We start from the raw sequence: 16,923 nt of genomic DNA on the forward strand, positions 1-16,923 counted from the left end.
GGCCATCAATATTCTGCCAGTTTAGCGGCGTGTCGCGCGGCGGTGTGTCGAATCTGTTGTCATTTGGCGTCCCCGTAGCATTCCACCACCGCCGTCGTGAACGGGAAGCGGACCGGTGTCGGTCCGAAGGCGATCCGGCCCGCGGCTTCCGCCGCTGTCGCGATGGCCGCGGCGACCGTCTCGGCTTCCTCCGCCGGGCAGTGCACGATCACCTCGTCGTGCTGGAAGAAGACCAGCTCGGCCTGCAGCCCGGCGCGAGTCATGGTGTGCCGCAAGCCCGCCAGGACCAGCAGCGCCCAGTCGGCGGCGCTGCCTTGGACGACGAAGTTCCGGGTGAACCGGCCACGAGCGCGCGCCCTGGGAGTGCTGCCATATCCGCTGGGCGCTCCCGGGTCATAGTCCGGTTCGTCGGCCGAGAGCGGAGTGCAGGTGCGGCCCAACCAGGTTCGCACCAGGCGGCCCTCCTCGCCGGCGCGGGCCGCGTCGTCGACATAGGCCATCGCCGCCGGATAACGGCGCCGCAGTTCGGCCATGTGGGTGAGCGCGTCACCGGAGGTCTGGCCGTAGATAGCGCCCAGCATCGCGAGCTTGGCCTGGGCGCGATCACCACCGAAGGCACGGGCCGCCAGGTCCGCGTACAGATCCTCGCCGCGACCGGCGACCTCCATCAGTCCCGGGTCCCGCGAGATCGCGGCGAGCACCCGGGGTTCCATCTGGTCGGCGTCGGCCACCACCAATCGCCAGCCCGGGTCGGCGCGGATCGCCTGCCGGACCACCTTCGGAATCTGCAGCGCCCCACCACCATTGGTCGTCCAGCGACCGGTGACCGTACCGCCGGGCTGATACTCGGGGCGAAAGCGGCCCTCGTGCACCCACTGCTCGAGCCAGGACCAGCCGTTCGCGGTGTAGAGGCGGTACAGCGACTTGTAGGCCAGCAGCGGCGCCACCGCGGGATGATCGATCTCCTGCAGTTCCCATTTTCGCGTGGAGGACAGCAGAATCCCCGCGCGGGCAAAGGCTTTGATGATCTCGTTGGGCAGATCGGGCCGGACCCGCGCCCCGAAGGCTCGCGACACTTCATCGGCCAGCTCCACCATCCGGCGCGGTTCCCCGCCCGCGATGCGCTCGCCCAGCATCCGTTCCAGCAAATCGCGGTGCACGTCCGCGCGCCAAGGGATCCCGGCGCGGGACATCTCCATGGCCACCAGCATGCCCGCCGATTCGGCGGCCACCAGCAGCCGCATGCGCTCCGGGTGCTCGGTTTTCGCCGTGCGCGCGACCTGCTCCGCGTAGACCTCCAGCAGTGCGGTGAACTCGTCCGTGCCGGTCGGTAGCGGCGCCGGGCCGGACTCGAACAGCGACGGCTGGGTCTCCGCAGCCCGCGCGGGTGCGTCCGCCGGTACCGGCAGGTTGTGCAGTCGCGCCCACGCCGCCGGCAACGAACGGGCCTGCCCCGACTGCCCCTCCTCATGACCGATCAGCAGCCCCTCCGCGACCTCCACGTCATAGCAACGCTCAACCCGCACCCCCGCCGCCAGCAACTGCCGATAGATCTCGCCGGTCGAACGCCACACCCACCGCTCGACCTCCGGCCGGGAACGCACCGCCTCGGCCAGCGACGCCTCGCGCAGCACCGGACCCGCGGGCCGGCCGTCCTGATCGAGCGGACACAGACACGCGCCCCCTTCCCCCGTCTCCGCGACCGCCCACCTCATGTCGCAGAGTCTCGCACCGGGCACCGACAGGTTCCCCCATGCGAGCGTTTCAGGGCGTGCACATGGCCGTCTCGACGAAACGATCCAGCGCCGCGCTGAAGTTGCCGCTCGCGGCGTCGGTAACCGACAGCGAGAGACTGTGGCGCCCGTCCGGGCTGCGCAAGGCGAGTGAGCTGAACCCGTTGACGTAGCCGTTGTGCCCGTAGGCGACGCAGCCGTGGTCGTTCAGGCGGAACTCGTAGAGACCGAGACCGTAACCGTAGGAATCGTTCACGTGCCGGACAGCGCGCATCTCGTCGAGCAGGTGCGGTGGCAGTAGACGGCCGCCCAGCAGGCCGGTGAGAAACGTGTGCAGGTCCCGGGTGGAGGAGACGATTCCACCGGCCGCCCAGACATAGGAAGGGTTTTGATCGGTGACGTCGATCAAACCACCGCCGTAGTCGTAATAGCCGTGGGCGTGCGGGCCGAGAATGTGGTCGAAGGTCTGCGGAACACCGGTGCGGAGCATGAGCAGCGGCAAGGTGATCCGGGCGTAGACATTGAAGTGATACGGCAGCCCAGAAGCTCGCTCGATCAACATCCCGGCCACGATGTAGTTGGTATTGGAATACCCCCAGCCACTACCGGGAGCGAACTTCAGCGGTTTGCCCGTCGCCCATCGCACGAAATCGGGCGGCTGCCATGTCCGGCGAATATCGGCGTAGGTATCCCCCACCATCGGCGCGAACCCTGCCCCGCCATTGAGATAGTCGAGCAGCCCACTGGTTTGGCCGAGAATCATCCGCACGGTAATCCGCGGGTCGATCCCGTAATCGGGCAGCCAACCGGCCACGGAATCGTCCAACCCGATGCGGCCGTCCCCGACAAGCTGCAACAACGCGGTCGCGGTGATCGTCTTGGTAATACTGCCGATGCGAAAGCGGCTGCCCGCCGGAATCGGTTCCGGCCGCCCCAATTGCACAACCCCCGCCGAGCCATCCCAAACACCCGCGGGCGTCTGCACATGCGCTTGCACACCCGCCGCCCCGAGCGCGACGATTTCATCCAATGCGCGCTGCCAGGCGCCCGCCTCAGCGACGGCAGGGGTCTCGACAGATCCCGCGAACAATATCGCGGCAGACAGGACGAGCAGCACTCGACGCATTTCGCGCACAGTACTGGGAATGCGCCACCGATACCGGCGACACGCTGGCGTTATCCCAAGACGTGAGTTCGCGCCGCCCGAACATTTCGCTTACCGCATCGCGACAAGTACCGCATCGGTGATCGACCGCCACGCCACACCGGTTTCGGGGAATCCCGCCGCGGTCAGCTCGGCGGTGTGCCACGCAATTGGATGCGTCACACCCTGGACGTGCTCGTCCAAAATCGCACGGCTGGCGGCATATTCGTCGGCCAGCCCCGGGTCGGCGGCAACCAGCGCCCACCATTGCTCCCAATCCACCGCACCCGCCGCCCGCGCTCGCGCCTGATAGCCACGCTGAATGGTCTCGTCGATGGCATTGAGCATTGGTGTACCGGGATCCGGCATGTGATCGGCATTGACGAACACGCCACCGGGTCGCACCAATTTGGCCAGGTCCGCATACAACCGCGCGAGCGGTTCGGGCTGCATCCAATGCAGTGCCGTGGCAGTAAGCACCGCATCGAACGGCTCGGCCGACAACTCGTCCAGCCACCCCGGCTCCGACAAATCCGCCGTCACGAAAACGATCCGCCGATCCCCCTCGAACGCCCCCTTCGCAATCGCCAGCAACGTCGGATCCATATCCACCGCAACCGAATTCGCCTGCGGCAGCCGAGCAAACAACCGCCGGCTGATACTCCCCGTCCCACACGCCAAATCCAAAACCCGCGGACACGGCCCCACCGCCGCCTCCACCACATCGAGCATCACCCGAAACCGCTCCTCACGATCGGACATATAAAACTCCTGCTGCCGATCCCAACTCCCCTGCCACGACTCCCAGTCCACGTATTCCTCCATCGATCGCGTGCCACACCAGCAGTAGTCCCTCGGACACGGCACGCCGGACCAGGGCAAACGACCTTATCTCGGACGGAAAGCCGGAAATGGGAGCGCACCAGAGCCCGGCGAGCCGCTATGCGCCGGGCTCCGGCCGATTCGCGACTATGTCGGCGTCGCGGCCGATCGGCCCTGTGGTGCCAGCGCCACCTGGAGATCCAAGGTGGCTGAACACTTCAGCGTTGGCGCGGACGTAGCCCACCAACGGAGTGGGCACATCGTCTTCGTGATAGATCGCGTCTACTGGGCAAACAACCTCGCATGCGGCACATTCGACGCACTCGACCGGATGGATGTACATCATGCGGTTGCCTTCGTAGATGCAGTCCACCGGACATTCCTCAACGCACGCCCGGTCCAGGATGTCCACGCAACTTTCGGTGATCACGTAGGTCACTGAATTCTCCTCTTGCGCAACGTGACACCCATCGCCACCAAGCTGGCGAGCATCAGACCGGCCCACCCCCACAGATAGCTGTCGGTCATGTCGTTGAGAAGCCCGAGCGCGGGCGGGACAGCCACGATGAAGATCTGATTGATCGCCATCGCGAGGCCCAGCGCGAATCCGGTCTTGTCCGGTGGGGCCGACTCGGCCACATAAGCGACCCAGGGCCCATACCAGCCGAAACCGAAGAACCCGATCCAGGCCAGCAGTACCGCGGCAATCCAAATGTTGTGCAGCGGAAGGAATATCAGCATCAGCAGTCCCGCGGACACCGCGGCGAGGCAGGTAAGCACCGGAATGTACCGTCCGCCACGGCTGCGATCGCTCCACGCGGCCAGCAGAATTCGACCGGCGACACCTGCCACCTGGGCGACAAAGAGAACAAGTGCCGCACGACCGAGATCGATCGATGCAACCGAATGCAGATACGGGACAGTGAAGACCAGCACACCCCACTGCACTGCGATCAGCGCAACCCCGGAGATCGCGATCCGCACCATGGACGGACTGCGCACCATGGCGAGGCGCGCCCCGACCCCCGCCTTGATCGAGGCGGCCGGGGCATTGCCGGTGGTCTTCGGGGCACCCGGCGAGCGGTAGAAGTAGATGAAAATGCAGGCACCCGCCAGCGCTACCAAACCGCCGGCCAGGAAGCAGGCCTGCCACCCGAAACTCACCGCGATGATCGGCAGGGTCAAAGCCGCGATCGCACCTCCGAGCGGCAGACCCGCTTGCCGGATACCCATCGCGAAGCCGCGCTGCGCCGGACCGAACCACTGCGCCACCGACTTGCTGCCGCCGGGTTGCGCGGTGCTGTATCCGGCGCCTACCAGCACCAGCACCAGCAGCAAGGCCGTGTACCCGGACACCACAGTTCCGAGCAGCAGCGCGACCGCTACCACCACGGTGCCGACCCCCACCACCAGCCGTTCGCTGTAACGATCGAGAAGTTCACCAGCGGCCAGCAATCCGAGGATGGGGACCAACTGCGCGGCCGAAACCAGCAGCCCCAACTGCGTGGAACTCAAATGCAGATCGTTCTGGATATACCCGCCGATCGCCCCGATTCCTTGGACGAAAAAACACGCGCCCGCCTGGGTCACCGTTGCGATCAGCAGAATGACCCACCGATAGGACGATGCCTGCGCTGCCCGAGTATCTGGGTCTACGACCATCACGCAACCGCCCGTTCGTCGTCGAAGCGGCCGAGCGGCGAACTCAGGTGCCGCGTCATCAGATCATCACGGATCAACCGCATGCCCAGCCGATCGAATACGCCATGACTGTCGAGTTCGAGATCGACACCATTCGCCTCCAGCTCACGTTTTGCGATCGCCGCCAGCTCCACGTTGTCGGAGGGACACACCCGACCGTCCCCATCCACGGCGTATGGCGTGTCCTCCATCCCTACTCGCACGAGATCGACCCGGCTGCCCGGCTGCGCCGCATAGGTCACCAATCGTCTTAGGGCGCAGGCATTCTCGCCGCGGCGCGGTCCCACATCGAGCGGACGGAAGTGCTCCGAAGCCTGCTGCGGGATCACGGCCGCCCCGACGGAGATGGTGACATTCCGCCGTTTGGCGCCGGGCTCCCCGAGGTCGTACTCCAGACTCTTGGCTAGATCGACCACGCGCTGAAACTCGGCATAGGACTCGGGGAACGGCAGTCGCGGCGAGAAGCCGAACAGCAACGTGATGTTCAGCTGGCCGGAGCTCCCCAGGCGCATCGCCGGATGCTCGATGGCATAGCGGGTCATCGCGTAGCTACGCATCAGCTGCACCCACTCGACTTCGTGGAACAGATTGAGTCTGCGTCGAGCGGCGATGGCGTTCGAGTAGACCTCGAACTGGATCATGGGCGAGGTCTTGCCGTACACAGCTCCGTTCGTAGTCGAGTACGTGTCCAGCCGAGCGTCTTGGAGATTGCTCGAGGGCTCATGTGCGGCCATCAGCTCCAGGAATCGCGGACTGGACACGAGATCTAGATCCAGCTCACCGAATTGCCGCTCCATGTCGGTGATGATCTGCAACTCCACCGCTGCTTGGATCGTGACGAAGTGTGCCCCGCCCAGATGTAGTGGCAACGCGCACTGGCTGACTCGCTCCCATTCGCCGTACCTGCGGATCCGATCGCGGACCTCACCGCCGTTGCGGCTCGCGCCGAAGCTGATCATCAGCCCGTCCATGCCTCGCTGGATCCCTCGGCTGACCTCCTCGTAGAGCGCATTATCGGTGGTCTGCTCGCGGGTCAGCGGGTTCCGCGCGTGATAGTGGTAATAGCGGCATCCCAGCTCGTACAGCGACTCGGCCTCGGCAACCAAGGCATCCTGGGCCGTTCTGATAGTCGCGCCGGTGCAGATACCATCCAGGACCGTATCCCCCGTCAAACGATGATTCCCTGGTGTGAACTTCGCGCCTGTCGATGCGCAACCCAGTATTACTTTCCGACGTGCCACCTGATTCCCCTAAATCTCAACGGAACGACCGGACCCACCCCACGGACAGGTACGGCCGTACCACAAACAAATCATGTGGTTCCGGGGCGCAGTAAGTGCAGATTGCACTTACCTGCTCGCGCCCTGCAGTCCAGCGAGATTCGAGTGCAGATGCAGCCATTGATCGATGGTGTTACGCGCGTCGCGCAGCGATATTGCCCGCTCGTTGAGGGCCGCGGAGCCCAGCGGCGTAGTGGTGTATATCTTGCGCCGCGGACCCTTGTCGGAGCGACCGACCTCATGCACCACAAGGCCTTTGCGCTCGAGCGCGTGCAACCGCCGGTACAACGCACCCGGGCCGTCGAGCACTCGGATCCCCAGCCCCTCCAGCCTGCTGAGCAGCGAATATCCATGGTCGGCCCGCTCGGCCAGCAACAGCAATAGCGCACCGTCGACAATATGGCTGTTTATTGCCGGAATCATTACGTGTGCCTCCCCTATTTCATGCCGAGAGGCAGTGCGCCCGAATCTCGGCACTTCTCATCAAAGTGTTCCGACCCGAGTTTCAATCATCCAGTCGCGCTCCGCAATTCACGCTGCCAGCGTATTCGAAACCTAAACATTCGCTTAACGTTGTTCAGGCTTGAAATACGGCTTCGTCGTCAGCGAATGCCTTGAACTCCAGTGCATTACCCGACGGGTCCAGGAAAAACATGGTCCACTGCTCCCCTGATTCTCCCTCGAAACGCACATACGGCTCGATCACGAAATCCAGCTCCGCAGCCCGCAGCCTGTCCGCGAGTTCATGGAATTCAGGAATCGTCAGAATTACACCGAAGTGCGGAACCGGCACATCGTGGCCGTCGACGGGGTTGTGGATCCGCTGTGCCCGGGTCGGCGCGAGGTGAGTGACGAATTGATGGCCGTGCAAGTTCCAGTCCACCCAACTGGCGGAGCTGCGCCCCTGCGGCAGGCCGAGAGTCCCGCCGTAGAACGCCCGCGCAGCGTCCAGATCGTCCACAGGCATGGCCAGATGGAACCGTGGGATCGGGGAATCGAGAACCGCCATCGCAGTACATCCTTCGTCGTGCCGCCACCTGATGTCGCGATGTTAACATTAGGACATGACGAAAGGGAGCGGAAGATGGGCACGCAGGGAGTGAGTCCCGCCCGTCGGCGCGGACTGGCCGACGAGGTCGCCGACAACATCAGGGAAGCCATCTTCACCGGCGTCTACGCGCCCGGAGAACAGATCCGCGAAGTGGAGTTGTCGGCCGCGCTGAAAGTCAGCCGTGGCCCGGTCCGCGAGGCGCTGCTGCGACTCGAACGCGAAGGTATGACGCGCAGCGAATGGCATCGCGGTGCCACGGTGGTGACATTGACTGCCGCGGACGTGGCGGAGTTGAGCAGTCTGCGTGGCGCATTGGACCGGCTGGCCGTGGAGCAAGTAGTTGCCCATGCCTCCGACGAGGACATCGCGCAAATCGAGCGGTCAGCGGCAGCCATGGACCGTGTCACCGACGAACACGAGATGGTTCGCTGCGACATGGCATTTCACGACGCCGTCTACGCCGCAGCCGGGCATCAGCGGTTACAGGATGCCTGGCACGCGATCCGCTCGCAGGTCCACCTGCTCTTGCTGACCCGGATCGGCGTCAGTACCGAGGGATATCTGCCTCATGTGGCGGAAGAACACCGCCAACTGGCCGCCGCGTTGCGGTCCCGGAACGCTGAGGAGGCAATACACCTGTTCGCCGTACATCGCGGCCATGCCGTCGACATCGTGACCACACCGGAGGATCCTACCTACCCGTCCGAACACCCCGCACCGGGCAAACGGGCCTGACTTTTCCCCGCCTCGCATCTGCGGGCGAACCAGATTGCGGCCATTACGAATTCGCCGATACCGGCGCATGTGACGAGGTGGCACGGGTCATCCGCTGAAGTGACCCGGCGATATGAGCTGGTTCAGCGGTGGTCATCCACTCGGACGTGCGGAGCGAGTTCCTGCAAAGCTGCCTTCAACTCGGCGGTGTCGAGTTTCCAGCCGTTGATTGCCGTGGCGCACTGCATGAGTCGCTCGTCCGGTGCGCCGCTCAGGGCTGCGGCCGTGGAGTTCATGGCTCGGCGGCCGCCGGTGGGCACCGGACTCGGTGGCGGGGCGTCGGCGCGGCGCAGGATTCCGATCCAGGGAATGTTGGCGGCGGTGTGCTGGCGCCACAGGACCACCGCTTCGATGTCCGGCAACGGGACGTGCTGGGTAGTCTGGCGGTAGCGCAGCGGTGAACCGCCCAAAGTGATGCCGGACTGATCGACCCGCATGGCCACCTTGCGCGACAGTGCGGCCGCCAGCATCAGCAGACCGCCGCCGCCGAACAGCACCAGAGTCAGGATTCGCACTACCGCCGACATGTCGGGCAAGAGAATCGCCACAGCCACGAAGACGCCGGAAATCACCAGTACGAGTGCTGTTTTCGAGTCGAAGCCGTATCGCTCTTCGTAGATCATTGTTCCCCCGGAATCAGATCGTTCCCCTTGTTACAGGGTACGCGACGAATCACGCGGCCCGGCATGTCAATACGCGGGTACGCGTAGGGCGCACCACGCCTCTGGGCGGACGACGCGGGACCCTCCGCATTCGAGACTGACTGATTATGCCCATTATTCGAAGTAGGCGCAGATGACTCTCCATTCGACCATTGATCCGAGCCGCACCCCGGCCGCTCGTGCGGAGGCGGTGGACCGGGTCTACCCGGGCTCGGCCGGTTCGGTGCGCGCACTGGACGGCGTCTCGGTCAGCTTTCCGGCCGGTTCCCTCACCGCGATCATGGGTCCCTCGGGGGCCGGTAAATCGACCCTGCTGCACTGTCTCGCTGGGCTCGACACCGTAACCAGCGGAAAGGTTTTCATCGGCGAGACCGAGCTGGGCGGGCTGTCCGACCAGGAGTTGACGCTGCTGCGCCGGGCTCGGATAGGGTTTGTCTTCCAGCAGTTCAACCTCATTCCCACACTCTCCGCGCGGGAGAACATCACGCTGCCGCTCGCGCTGGCGGGTGAACCGGTCGACGAGCGTTGGTTCGACACGATCATGGAGACCGTCCGGTTGGCCGACCGGCTCACCCACCGGCCGTCGCAGCTGTCGGGTGGTGAACAGCAGCGGGTCGCTGTCGCCCGTGCCGTATTGAGCAGGCCGGCAATAATTTTCGCGGATGAGCCGACCGGGAACCTGGATTCGCGGGCGGCCACCGAGATCCTGGAGCTGTTGCGCCGGACGGTCGAGGACCTCGGCCAGACGATCGCGCTGGTCACCCACGATCCGCGCGCCGCCGCCTACGCGGACACGGTGTTGTTCATCGCCGACGGCCGCGTCGCCGACCAGATATCCTCGCCCACCGCCGATTCGGTGCTGGAGCGGATGCGAACCCTCGGGCAGGGCTGAACCATGATCGGCACACTCGCACTGCGCGGCCTGTGGGCGCGCAAGAGCAGGCTCGTGGGTTCCTTTCTGGCGGTTTTCCTCGGAGTGTCGTTCCTGTCCGGCGGACTGATGCTCGCGGACACCTTGCAGGGCAGCGTGGACCGGTTCCTGGATCAGGCCTATTCCGGAACGGATGTGCTGGTGCGCAACAGCACCGAGGTGGCCACCGACGCGTTGACGGTGCGCGGCAGCATCGACAGTTCGGTGCTGGACACGGTGCGCGCCACCGACGGCGTGGCCGTGGCCGTGCCACTCATCCAGGCGCCGGGCCAGCTGCTCGGTAAAGATGGTGTGCCACTTGATGTTCAGGGACCCCGGCTGGCGGGCAACTGGGTCACCGATCCCGGTTTGAACCCCTATCACGTGGTCGAGGGCCGGACGCCCAGCGGTCCCGGCGAGGTGGTGATCAACAAGGCTCTCGCCGATTTGGGGACCTTCGAGGTCGGTGACACCACGGCGGTGCTGACCACAGCGCGGATTCCGGTCACCATCGTCGGCCTCAGCAAGTTCGGTTCGCAGGACGGTTTCGGCGGATCCTCGTTCATCGCGTTCGGACTGGCCGAGGCACAGCAGCTCGTCGCGCCCGCGCCCGATCGGATCTCCAGTGTCGCGGTGCGCGCGGCGAGCGGTGTCTCCGATGATGAGCTGGTCCGCAGGCTGAGTGCCGTACTGTCGCCGCCCGCACGAGCGGTCACCGGCGAGCAGGTTACCGCCGACGCGGCCGCGGCGGTCGACGCCTCGTTTATCGCGCTCTTCCGCACCTTCCTGTTGGTGTTCGCCGGAATCGCCTTGCTGGTAGGCACTTTCACGATCGCCAATACCTTCTCCATCATTGTGGCGCAGCAGGCCGAGGAGTCGGCGATGCTGCGCGCGATAGGTGCGACCCGCCGCCAAGTTCTGGGAATGGTCGTGGTCGAGGCACTGACCATCGGAACGATCGCCGCTAGTGCGGGTGTGCTCGGCGGCGCCGGATTCACGGTCCTGCTGAAACTCTTGTTCAGCGCCTTCGGTCTGGCGCTGCCCGCCGACGGCTTGGCCATCACCCCGGTGACCGTGGTGATCGCCCTGGCCGCCGGGATCGGCGTGACACTGCTCGCGTGCGTGTTCCCGGCGCTGCGGGCGTCGCGGATCCCACCGATCACTGCCTTGCGGATGATGGAGATCGCGCGACCCGCGATCCCACCGGCGCGCCGGATCGGCGGACTCGTGCTCGCAGTCCTCGCGGCCGGTCTGCTCGCCGCCTCGGTCTTCGTGCCTGCCGCCGCGGCGGTGCCGTTCGCCGGCCTAGCGGCGATTCCCGGCATTGCCGCCATGGTGCTGCTCGGCCCGGATGCCGCGAGGTGGGCTGCGGCAATACTCGGCGCTCCCGCGGCACGGCTGCGTCCCGTGGTGGGAAAGATGGCGCGCCGCAACGCAACTCGGAACCCGCGCCGCACAGCAGGAGCCGCGACCGCACTGATGATCGGTGTCGCCGCGGTGACGGTCCTGACGCTGATGTCCACAGCGTTGAAAACCGCCGTCACCGACCAGGCCGAACGCGCCTTCGGTGGCGATCTGGCGCTGAACAGCGCCGCGGACAACCCGTACGCGGGATATGCCCCGCGGATCAGCGCGGAGCTCGCGACCCTGCCCGAAGTAGGCGCGGCGGTCGGGATCGCTTGGGGCAACGTGCTTGTCGACGGCCGGGACGAGCCGGTGTCGGCGGCCGACCCGACTGCGCTGGAGCGGGTGCTGAGCGTGAACCTGGCCGGCGGCTCACTCGCCGACCTCTCCGTCGACCAGCTCGCCGTCGACGCGGACACCGCGGCGGCGCGATCCCTCACGATCGGATCACCGGTCGCGATCACACTGGCAGACGGCACCACCAGCACCGTCACGGTCGGCGCGATCTACCAGAAGAACCCACTGATCGGATCCACGCTGCTGCACCGATCCCTGCTGGTCCCGCACGATCCAGTCGGACTGGACCGCACCGTCCTGATCGACCTGCGCGCCGGCGTCGACATCACAGCGGGCCGCGCCGCCGTCGAGCAGGCGGTGTCGAACTTCGGGGCGCAGGCCAACATTCAAGATCGGACCGAATTCGCCGAGGCGCAGGGCGCCGCCCTCGACCAGCAACTGGCGATGGTCTACGTCATGCTGGCACTGACGATCCTGATTTCCCTGTTGAGCATCTCCAACACGCTCGCACTGGCCGTATACGAGCGAATTCGGGAGTTCGGCCTGTTCCGCGCGGTCGGCGCGACCCGCAAACAGATCAAGTCGGCGCTGCGCTGGGAATCGGCGGTGATAGCGGCCTTCGGCACCTTCGGCGGCATGGTTCTCGGCGCCGCCCTCGGCTGGGCACTGTCGCGTGCCGTGACGATCGCGGCCACCGGCACCGCGTCGTTCACCGTCCCGGCCGCGCAGTTGGCCCTCATCGTGCTGGTCGGACTGGCGGCGGGGGTGATCGCCGCCATCCGCCCGGCCCGCCGGGCCGCGCGGATCCCGATCCTCGAAGCCCTGGCCAGGGCCTGACGTCAGGCCGCGCCCAGCACCACGTGCTTCATCGTGACTTTCGGCGCGCACAGCATGGTGCCACCCGCCTGCATCCAGGCGCCGACAACCCGGGCCGCGTCGCGGGCCGGGTTGTAGGTGTCCTCCTCCGAGGAGAACAATCCGTTGCCCGCGTACACGATTCGGGTCACATTCGGGAATCCGAACTGCACGCCGGGCTCGGTGGGGTGGTCCAGCACATTCTTGATGCCGATCACGACGGCATCGTTGTCGTCGTCGAAAGCGATCCAGTCGTGCTCGAATCGCATCTGCGGGAACGGCGCCATGACGTCGATGATCCAGCGGCGCACGGCTTCTCGGCCATCCATGATGCCGTATGCGTGCTCGACATAGTGCACGTCCTCGGTGAACAGGTCCGCGAACGGACTCCAGTCACCCGTCTCGGAACACCTGTCGACCACCTCGTTGTAGTTTTCGAGTGCCCGCTGTAGTTCTGCCCGGCTGAATCGACCCATCGCTGACTCCTAATCGCTTGCGGTCGCGCGTTTTTCGAGGTTGGCCGCGACCTCGGCCCGCCACGCTTCGTTGGCGTGGGTGGTATCGACTTCGAACTCGAAGCGCGCGGTCATATCAGTGGTGACCTCGGCCGCGTCCACATAGAACTGCTCGTACCAGCGGCGCTGCTGGTACACCGGGCCGTCCTCCTGGCACAGCAGCGGGTTCTCGATGGCGGTCTTGTTCCGCCAGATCTCGACATCCTGGAGGAATCCGACGCCGAAGCTCTTGGCGAAGGCCCCAGCCAATTTCGCCGACTTCTCGGCGGGCAGCCCTTCGATCCGCTCGACGCTCACGCCCCATTGCAGGACGAAGGAGTCCTGCGTGACCGGGTAATGACAGTTGATGAGCACGACCTCGGCGGTGTATGGGCCGAAATCATTGTGCAGGTAGTTGATCATGTAGGACGGCCCGTAATAGTGCGCCTCCGACCGGAGCATGGCGTCCTCGATCGAATAGTTCGACGCCCCAGCCATATCCGGCCGCCCCTTGGAGTGCAGGTACTGCGAGGCGACGTGGCCTTCGAACACGTTCTTGAAGTACACCGGGTACGCGTAATGGATGTAGAAGAAGTGCGCCATATCGACGTTGTTGTCGATGATCTCGCGGCAGTGCGAGCCCTCGATCAGAATCGAGTTCCAGGTCCAGTCGCTCCACCTGCCGGTTTCGATGCCGTCGATCTCGGGGATGGATGCGTCCGGCGGGTTGCCCTCGGCGTCGTGCCAGATGAACAGCTGCTTGTTGCGTTCGAGGGTGATCCAGGCGCGGGTCCGGGCGAGCGGCGGAACCCGTTTGGCGTAGGGAATTTTGGCGCATTTCCCGTTGCCGCCCCAGCGCCAGTCGTGGAACGGACACGCGATCTCATCGCCTTTGATCGTGCCCATGGACAGGTCGCCGCCCATATGGCGGCAGTAGGCATCGAGGACCTGCAAAGCTCCCGCGCTATCGGCGAATATCACAAGCTTGGTGCCGAAGATGTTGACGGAGTGCGGATTTCCGTCCCGGAAAGTCTCGGCGAGTCCTAGACAATGCCAACCGCGTGCGTAGCGGGTAATCGTTGCCCCGGTGTCGATTTCGCGAACGTTCATGCCGATCCTCCCGCTGCGTGCGCGCCTGCCCTGCGGCCGAAATAGGAACTCTCGCCCAAACATGTTCCGCTGGAATAGCCGGAGCCGTCCTGCACGATCGTGGACGCGCACGCCCCGGCCGCATACAGCCCGTCGATGACACTGCCGTCCGCCCGGCACACCTGACCATCGACCGTGGTGCGCAACCCACCGAGGGTGAACCCCACATAGGTCGCCTCGGGCGGGGTGAGATGGAATGCCGCCCACGGGCCGGTATCGAGTGGCGCGAGCCAGTCCGGGTGCTTGTGCAGCACAGGGTCCTCGCCGCGGGCCGCGGCCGCGTTGTAGTCGCGCAGCGTCGCCGCCAGCTCGCCATCCGGAATCCCCAGGGCCGCTTCCATTTCCGCGATCGTCTCCCAACCGTCGATGAACTTGATCATCGGCAGCTCCGGCCACGCCATGGTGGCGGCGTCGACGATCAGGTATGCCCTGGACTCTCCCATGACCGCGGCGGCCATGCGGCCGTGATAGGAATCCTCGGCCACGAATCGCACACCCTCGGCGTTGACGACGATGCCTTTGAGCAGATCGGCGGGCGGATAGAACGACGCGGTCAGGAACGCACCGTCCATATGCGCGAGCGCGCCACCGACGGACTGCCCCAACAGGATTCCCGATCCGTCATCGGTGGGCGTACCCAGCGGCACGGCGTTCGCGGCGAGCACCGGTGTGTAGGTCTCGAGCATTTCGGGGTTCATCACGTATCCGCCGGTCGCGAGCACCACGGCGTTCGCGCGCACGATCGATTCGTCCCGGCAGCGGACGCCGACGACCGCTCCGGCCTCGTCGGTGAGCAGGTCGGTGACCTTGCCCTCGCATCGCACCCGCACCCCCGCTCGCTCGAGCGCGGCGGCCATCACCCGCATGACCTGGCTGCCGCCCTGCTCGGCGAGCGCGGCGATCTTGTGGCCGCGCGGCGCGGGCTTCGCCTGATCACGGTACGGCCAGACCTTTTCGTCGCCGGTCCACATCAGACCTTCGGTACCCGGCTGCACCACGGCTTTTCCGGGATAGAAGGTGCGCTCGAACTCGACACCGTGCGCTTCCAGCCAGTGGAAGTGGGCAACGCTGTCCGTGCAGTAGGCCCGGATCTTGGTCGCGTCGGGCTCGGGGGTGACCGCCATCAGGTAGTCGAACATCGCCTCGACGGTGTCCTCGAATCCGGTCGCGACCTGAACCGGCGTGCCGCCACCGAGGTAGAAGTGACCGGCAGCCAGGGCGGAAGTGCCGCCGGTGCTGCCGGATCGCTCCAGCAGCACGACCTCCGCGCCCGCCTCGGCGGCGCTGATCGCCGCACACGCCCCGGCTATCCCGCCGCCTACCACCACCACGTCCGCATGGCTCTGGTTCACTGCCATGGATTGCGGTGTCCTTCCGGAATCAGGTAGTCGAACATCGCCCGCATATCGGACGAGAGCCGCATCACCTCGACATAGGAGCCGATCGGACCGCCCTCCATGTACGCGAATTCCATTCCCACGCCTTCGAATTCGCCCTGCTGCACGATGTCGGAGCCGGCGAGGACGGCGTCGTAGTCGGCGGGTATCCAGGCGACGTGATGCAAGCCCGGTCCGGCACGGTCCAGAAATTCGGTGTAGACGTTCGTGCCCGATACCGGCGCGATCAGTTCCAACTGCTGGCCGCCCGCGTAGCCGAGCGCGACGTCGATGGTGTAATCGGCGGGTTGCCCACGGTAAGTGCAGGTTTCGGGCCCGAAGCGCACCCCCGGTATGCGCAGCCACTTTTCGACGCCGAAGTCGTCGGTGAATCGCTTCTCGGCCGCGTCGATATCGTGGATCACCCACGCCACCTGGAAGATCGGTCCTTCGATAATGCTCACGTGGATCGCTCCTAGGTCTACCGGCTCCGATTCTAAGCACATCCGCTTAACATCATCAACACATTGGCTTATCTCCTCGTTTATGCTCGGACGATGACCAGCACTGACCCGCGCAACGCACTGCTGGATGCCGCGGAACGACTGATCGCCCTACGCGGGATCGACGTACCGCTGCGCGATATCGCCACCGAAGCGGGCCAGCGCAACAACTCCGCCGTGCACTACTACTTCGGCTCGCGCACCGGGCTCATCGACGCCGTCATCGAGCGCCGCATGAGCGTCCTGGAGACCGTGCGCCTGGACATGCTCGCCCAGCACGAAGCCGACGGCACCGGCCACGACCTGCACCAACTGGTCGACATCCTGGTCCGCCCGATGATCGACATCGCCCGCACCGGCCACGGCACGCACTACTCACGATTCCTCGAAGTCGTCCGCACCCAACCCGCCATCGCCGACTTCACCCGCCTCGACGCCCCCGGCCACCGCGCCGTCCGCATCATCACCACCCGGCTCGCCGCCGCCCTACCCGCACCGCATTCCCGCCACCGCATCGAGTCCATGGCAACAGCGATGTTCGCACTCCTCGCCGACCAGGAACGCCGCATCGAAGCACACAGCGACCTCCCCGACGCCACCGCCGACATCGTCGCGATGCTCGTCGGACTCGCCACCGCCCCGACCCCGGTCGCTACGACGTCCGGCGGCGGCGCGGCGGCAACTCACTTCGACAGCTGAACCATGCGGTCGGCCTGCGGCGCTGTCCGGCCGCCCGTCACGACTGAAAGTCTTCGCCGACAGATTCGA

Annotated in this window: 17 protein-coding genes; 4 read left to right on the plus strand and 13 right to left on the minus strand. The window is 65.5% G+C overall.

Annotation, left to right across the window (positions count from 1 at the left end; translation table 11 throughout):
* Positions 1–59 precede the first annotated feature (59 nt).
* The 8 genes from IBX22_RS05130 to IBX22_RS05165 form a co-directional block, all read right to left on the minus strand.
* The gene (locus IBX22_RS05130; RefSeq protein WP_194814208.1) at positions 60–1,715 is read right to left on the minus strand and encodes a bifunctional 3'-5' exonuclease/DNA polymerase; all 1,656 of its coding nucleotides are present in this window, start codon (positions 1,713–1,715) and stop codon (positions 60–62) included.
* A gap of 49 nt (positions 1,716–1,764) precedes the next feature.
* Positions 1,765–2,859, minus strand: a complete 1,095-nt coding sequence (locus tag IBX22_RS05135; protein WP_194814209.1) for a serine hydrolase — start codon at positions 2,857–2,859, stop codon at positions 1,765–1,767.
* Positions 2,860–2,949: 90 nt separating this feature from the next.
* A complete protein-coding gene (locus IBX22_RS05140; RefSeq protein ID WP_309234429.1) occupies positions 2,950–3,690 on the minus strand; it encodes a class I SAM-dependent methyltransferase in 741 nt (246 codons plus the stop codon).
* Positions 3,691–3,817: 127 nt separating this feature from the next.
* Positions 3,818–4,138, minus strand: coding sequence for a ferredoxin (gene fdxA / locus IBX22_RS05145; protein ID WP_194814211.1), 321 nt, complete (start codon positions 4,136–4,138; stop codon positions 3,818–3,820).
* Positions 4,135–5,361 carry an MFS transporter gene (locus IBX22_RS05150; protein ID WP_194814212.1) on the minus strand — a complete coding sequence of 409 codons (1,227 nt, stop codon included), beginning with the start codon at positions 5,359–5,361 and terminating at the stop codon, positions 4,135–4,137. The genes fdxA and IBX22_RS05150 overlap by 4 nt, the downstream gene beginning before the upstream one ends.
* Positions 5,361–6,572: a hypothetical protein gene (locus tag IBX22_RS05155; protein WP_194814213.1), complete on the minus strand. Its 1,212-nt coding sequence runs from the start codon at positions 6,570–6,572 to the stop codon at positions 5,361–5,363. The genes IBX22_RS05150 and IBX22_RS05155 overlap by 1 nt, the downstream gene beginning before the upstream one ends.
* 177 nt (positions 6,573–6,749) lie before the next feature.
* Positions 6,750–7,103, minus strand: coding sequence for a PadR family transcriptional regulator (locus tag IBX22_RS05160; protein ID WP_194814214.1), 354 nt, complete (start codon positions 7,101–7,103; stop codon positions 6,750–6,752).
* A gap of 154 nt (positions 7,104–7,257) precedes the next feature.
* Positions 7,258–7,689, minus strand: coding sequence for a VOC family protein (locus tag IBX22_RS05165; RefSeq protein ID WP_194814215.1), 432 nt, complete (start codon positions 7,687–7,689; stop codon positions 7,258–7,260).
* Positions 7,690–7,764: 75 nt separating this feature from the next.
* On the opposite strand from IBX22_RS05165, the gene IBX22_RS05170 reads away from it, so the two are divergent.
* A complete protein-coding gene (locus tag IBX22_RS05170) occupies positions 7,765–8,466 on the plus strand; it encodes a GntR family transcriptional regulator (protein ID WP_194814216.1) in 702 nt (233 codons plus the stop codon).
* A gap of 122 nt (positions 8,467–8,588) precedes the next feature.
* On the opposite strand, the gene IBX22_RS05175 is transcribed toward IBX22_RS05170, so the two are convergent.
* On the minus strand, positions 8,589–9,128 hold the full coding sequence (locus tag IBX22_RS05175; RefSeq protein ID WP_194814217.1) for a hypothetical protein: 540 nt from the start codon (positions 9,126–9,128) through the stop codon (positions 8,589–8,591).
* A gap of 172 nt (positions 9,129–9,300) precedes the next feature.
* Between IBX22_RS05175 and IBX22_RS05180 the strand changes: the two genes are divergently transcribed.
* Both IBX22_RS05180 and IBX22_RS05185 read left to right on the plus strand, forming a co-directional pair.
* Positions 9,301–10,059, plus strand: a complete 759-nt coding sequence (locus IBX22_RS05180) for an ABC transporter ATP-binding protein (protein ID WP_194814218.1) — start codon at positions 9,301–9,303, stop codon at positions 10,057–10,059.
* Between the two features lie 3 nt (positions 10,060–10,062).
* Positions 10,063–12,615, plus strand: a complete 2,553-nt coding sequence (locus IBX22_RS05185) for an ABC transporter permease (protein ID WP_194814219.1) — start codon at positions 10,063–10,065, stop codon at positions 12,613–12,615.
* Between the two features lie 2 nt (positions 12,616–12,617).
* Here IBX22_RS05185 and IBX22_RS05190 read toward each other — a convergent pair whose 3' ends face one another.
* From IBX22_RS05190 to IBX22_RS05205, 4 genes are read right to left on the minus strand one after another with little or no spacing between them, the layout of a single operon-like run.
* Entirely contained in the window at positions 12,618–13,109 is a 492-nt protein-coding gene (locus tag IBX22_RS05190; RefSeq protein ID WP_194814220.1) for a nuclear transport factor 2 family protein, read from the minus strand.
* Positions 13,110–13,118: 9 nt separating this feature from the next.
* Positions 13,119–14,237 carry a Rieske 2Fe-2S domain-containing protein gene (locus IBX22_RS05195; RefSeq protein WP_228538200.1) on the minus strand — a complete coding sequence of 373 codons (1,119 nt, stop codon included), beginning with the start codon at positions 14,235–14,237 and terminating at the stop codon, positions 13,119–13,121.
* Positions 14,234–15,634: an FAD-binding protein gene (locus tag IBX22_RS05200; protein WP_194814222.1), complete on the minus strand. Its 1,401-nt coding sequence runs from the start codon at positions 15,632–15,634 to the stop codon at positions 14,234–14,236. Before IBX22_RS05200 ends, IBX22_RS05195 begins: the two co-directional genes overlap by 4 nt.
* Positions 15,625–16,116 carry a VOC family protein gene (locus IBX22_RS05205; protein WP_309234430.1) on the minus strand — a complete coding sequence of 164 codons (492 nt, stop codon included), beginning with the start codon at positions 16,114–16,116 and terminating at the stop codon, positions 15,625–15,627. Before IBX22_RS05205 ends, IBX22_RS05200 begins: the two co-directional genes overlap by 10 nt.
* A 93-nt stretch (positions 16,117–16,209) precedes the next feature.
* Here IBX22_RS05205 and IBX22_RS05210 point away from each other — a divergent pair, with 93 nt between their 5' ends.
* The gene (locus IBX22_RS05210) at positions 16,210–16,854 is read left to right on the plus strand and encodes a TetR/AcrR family transcriptional regulator (protein ID WP_194814224.1); all 645 of its coding nucleotides are present in this window, start codon (positions 16,210–16,212) and stop codon (positions 16,852–16,854) included.
* Positions 16,855–16,923: the final 69 nt, after the last annotated feature.

It is taken from the genome of Nocardia sp. XZ_19_385 (genome assembly GCF_015355755.1).
GTDB lineage: Bacteria > Actinomycetota > Actinomycetes > Mycobacteriales > Mycobacteriaceae > Nocardia.

What these genes read in the sequence shown, in the direction of transcription:
- IBX22_RS05170 (WP_194814216.1), top strand. Translation starts at nt 7,765, where the DNA reads ATGGGCACGCAGGGAGTGAGTCCCGCCCGTCGGCGCGGACTGGCCGAC.
- IBX22_RS05175 (WP_194814217.1), bottom strand. Translation starts at nt 9,128, where the DNA reads ATGATCTACGAAGAGCGATACGGCTTCGACTCGAAAACAGCACTCGTA.
- IBX22_RS05135 (WP_194814209.1), bottom strand. Translation starts at nt 2,859, where the DNA reads ATGCGTCGAGTGCTGCTCGTCCTGTCTGCCGCGATATTGTTCGCGGGA.
- IBX22_RS05130 (WP_194814208.1), bottom strand. Translation starts at nt 1,715, where the DNA reads ATGAGGTGGGCGGTCGCGGAGACGGGGGAAGGGGGCGCGTGTCTGTGT.
- IBX22_RS05195 (WP_228538200.1), bottom strand. Translation starts at nt 14,237, where the DNA reads ATGAACGTTCGCGAAATCGACACCGGGGCAACGATTACCCGCTACGCA.
- IBX22_RS05200 (WP_194814222.1), bottom strand. Translation starts at nt 15,634, where the DNA reads ATGGCAGTGAACCAGAGCCATGCGGACGTGGTGGTGGTAGGCGGCGGG.
- IBX22_RS05150 (WP_194814212.1), bottom strand. Translation starts at nt 5,361, where the DNA reads ATGGTCGTAGACCCAGATACTCGGGCAGCGCAGGCATCGTCCTATCGG.
- IBX22_RS05190 (WP_194814220.1), bottom strand. Translation starts at nt 13,109, where the DNA reads ATGGGTCGATTCAGCCGGGCAGAACTACAGCGGGCACTCGAAAACTAC.
- IBX22_RS05165 (WP_194814215.1), bottom strand. Translation starts at nt 7,689, where the DNA reads ATGGCGGTTCTCGATTCCCCGATCCCACGGTTCCATCTGGCCATGCCT.
- IBX22_RS05160 (WP_194814214.1), bottom strand. Translation starts at nt 7,103, where the DNA reads ATGATTCCGGCAATAAACAGCCATATTGTCGACGGTGCGCTATTGCTG.
- IBX22_RS05210 (WP_194814224.1), top strand. Translation starts at nt 16,210, where the DNA reads ATGACCAGCACTGACCCGCGCAACGCACTGCTGGATGCCGCGGAACGA.
- IBX22_RS05180 (WP_194814218.1), top strand. Translation starts at nt 9,301, where the DNA reads ATGACTCTCCATTCGACCATTGATCCGAGCCGCACCCCGGCCGCTCGT.
- IBX22_RS05185 (WP_194814219.1), top strand. Translation starts at nt 10,063, where the DNA reads ATGATCGGCACACTCGCACTGCGCGGCCTGTGGGCGCGCAAGAGCAGG.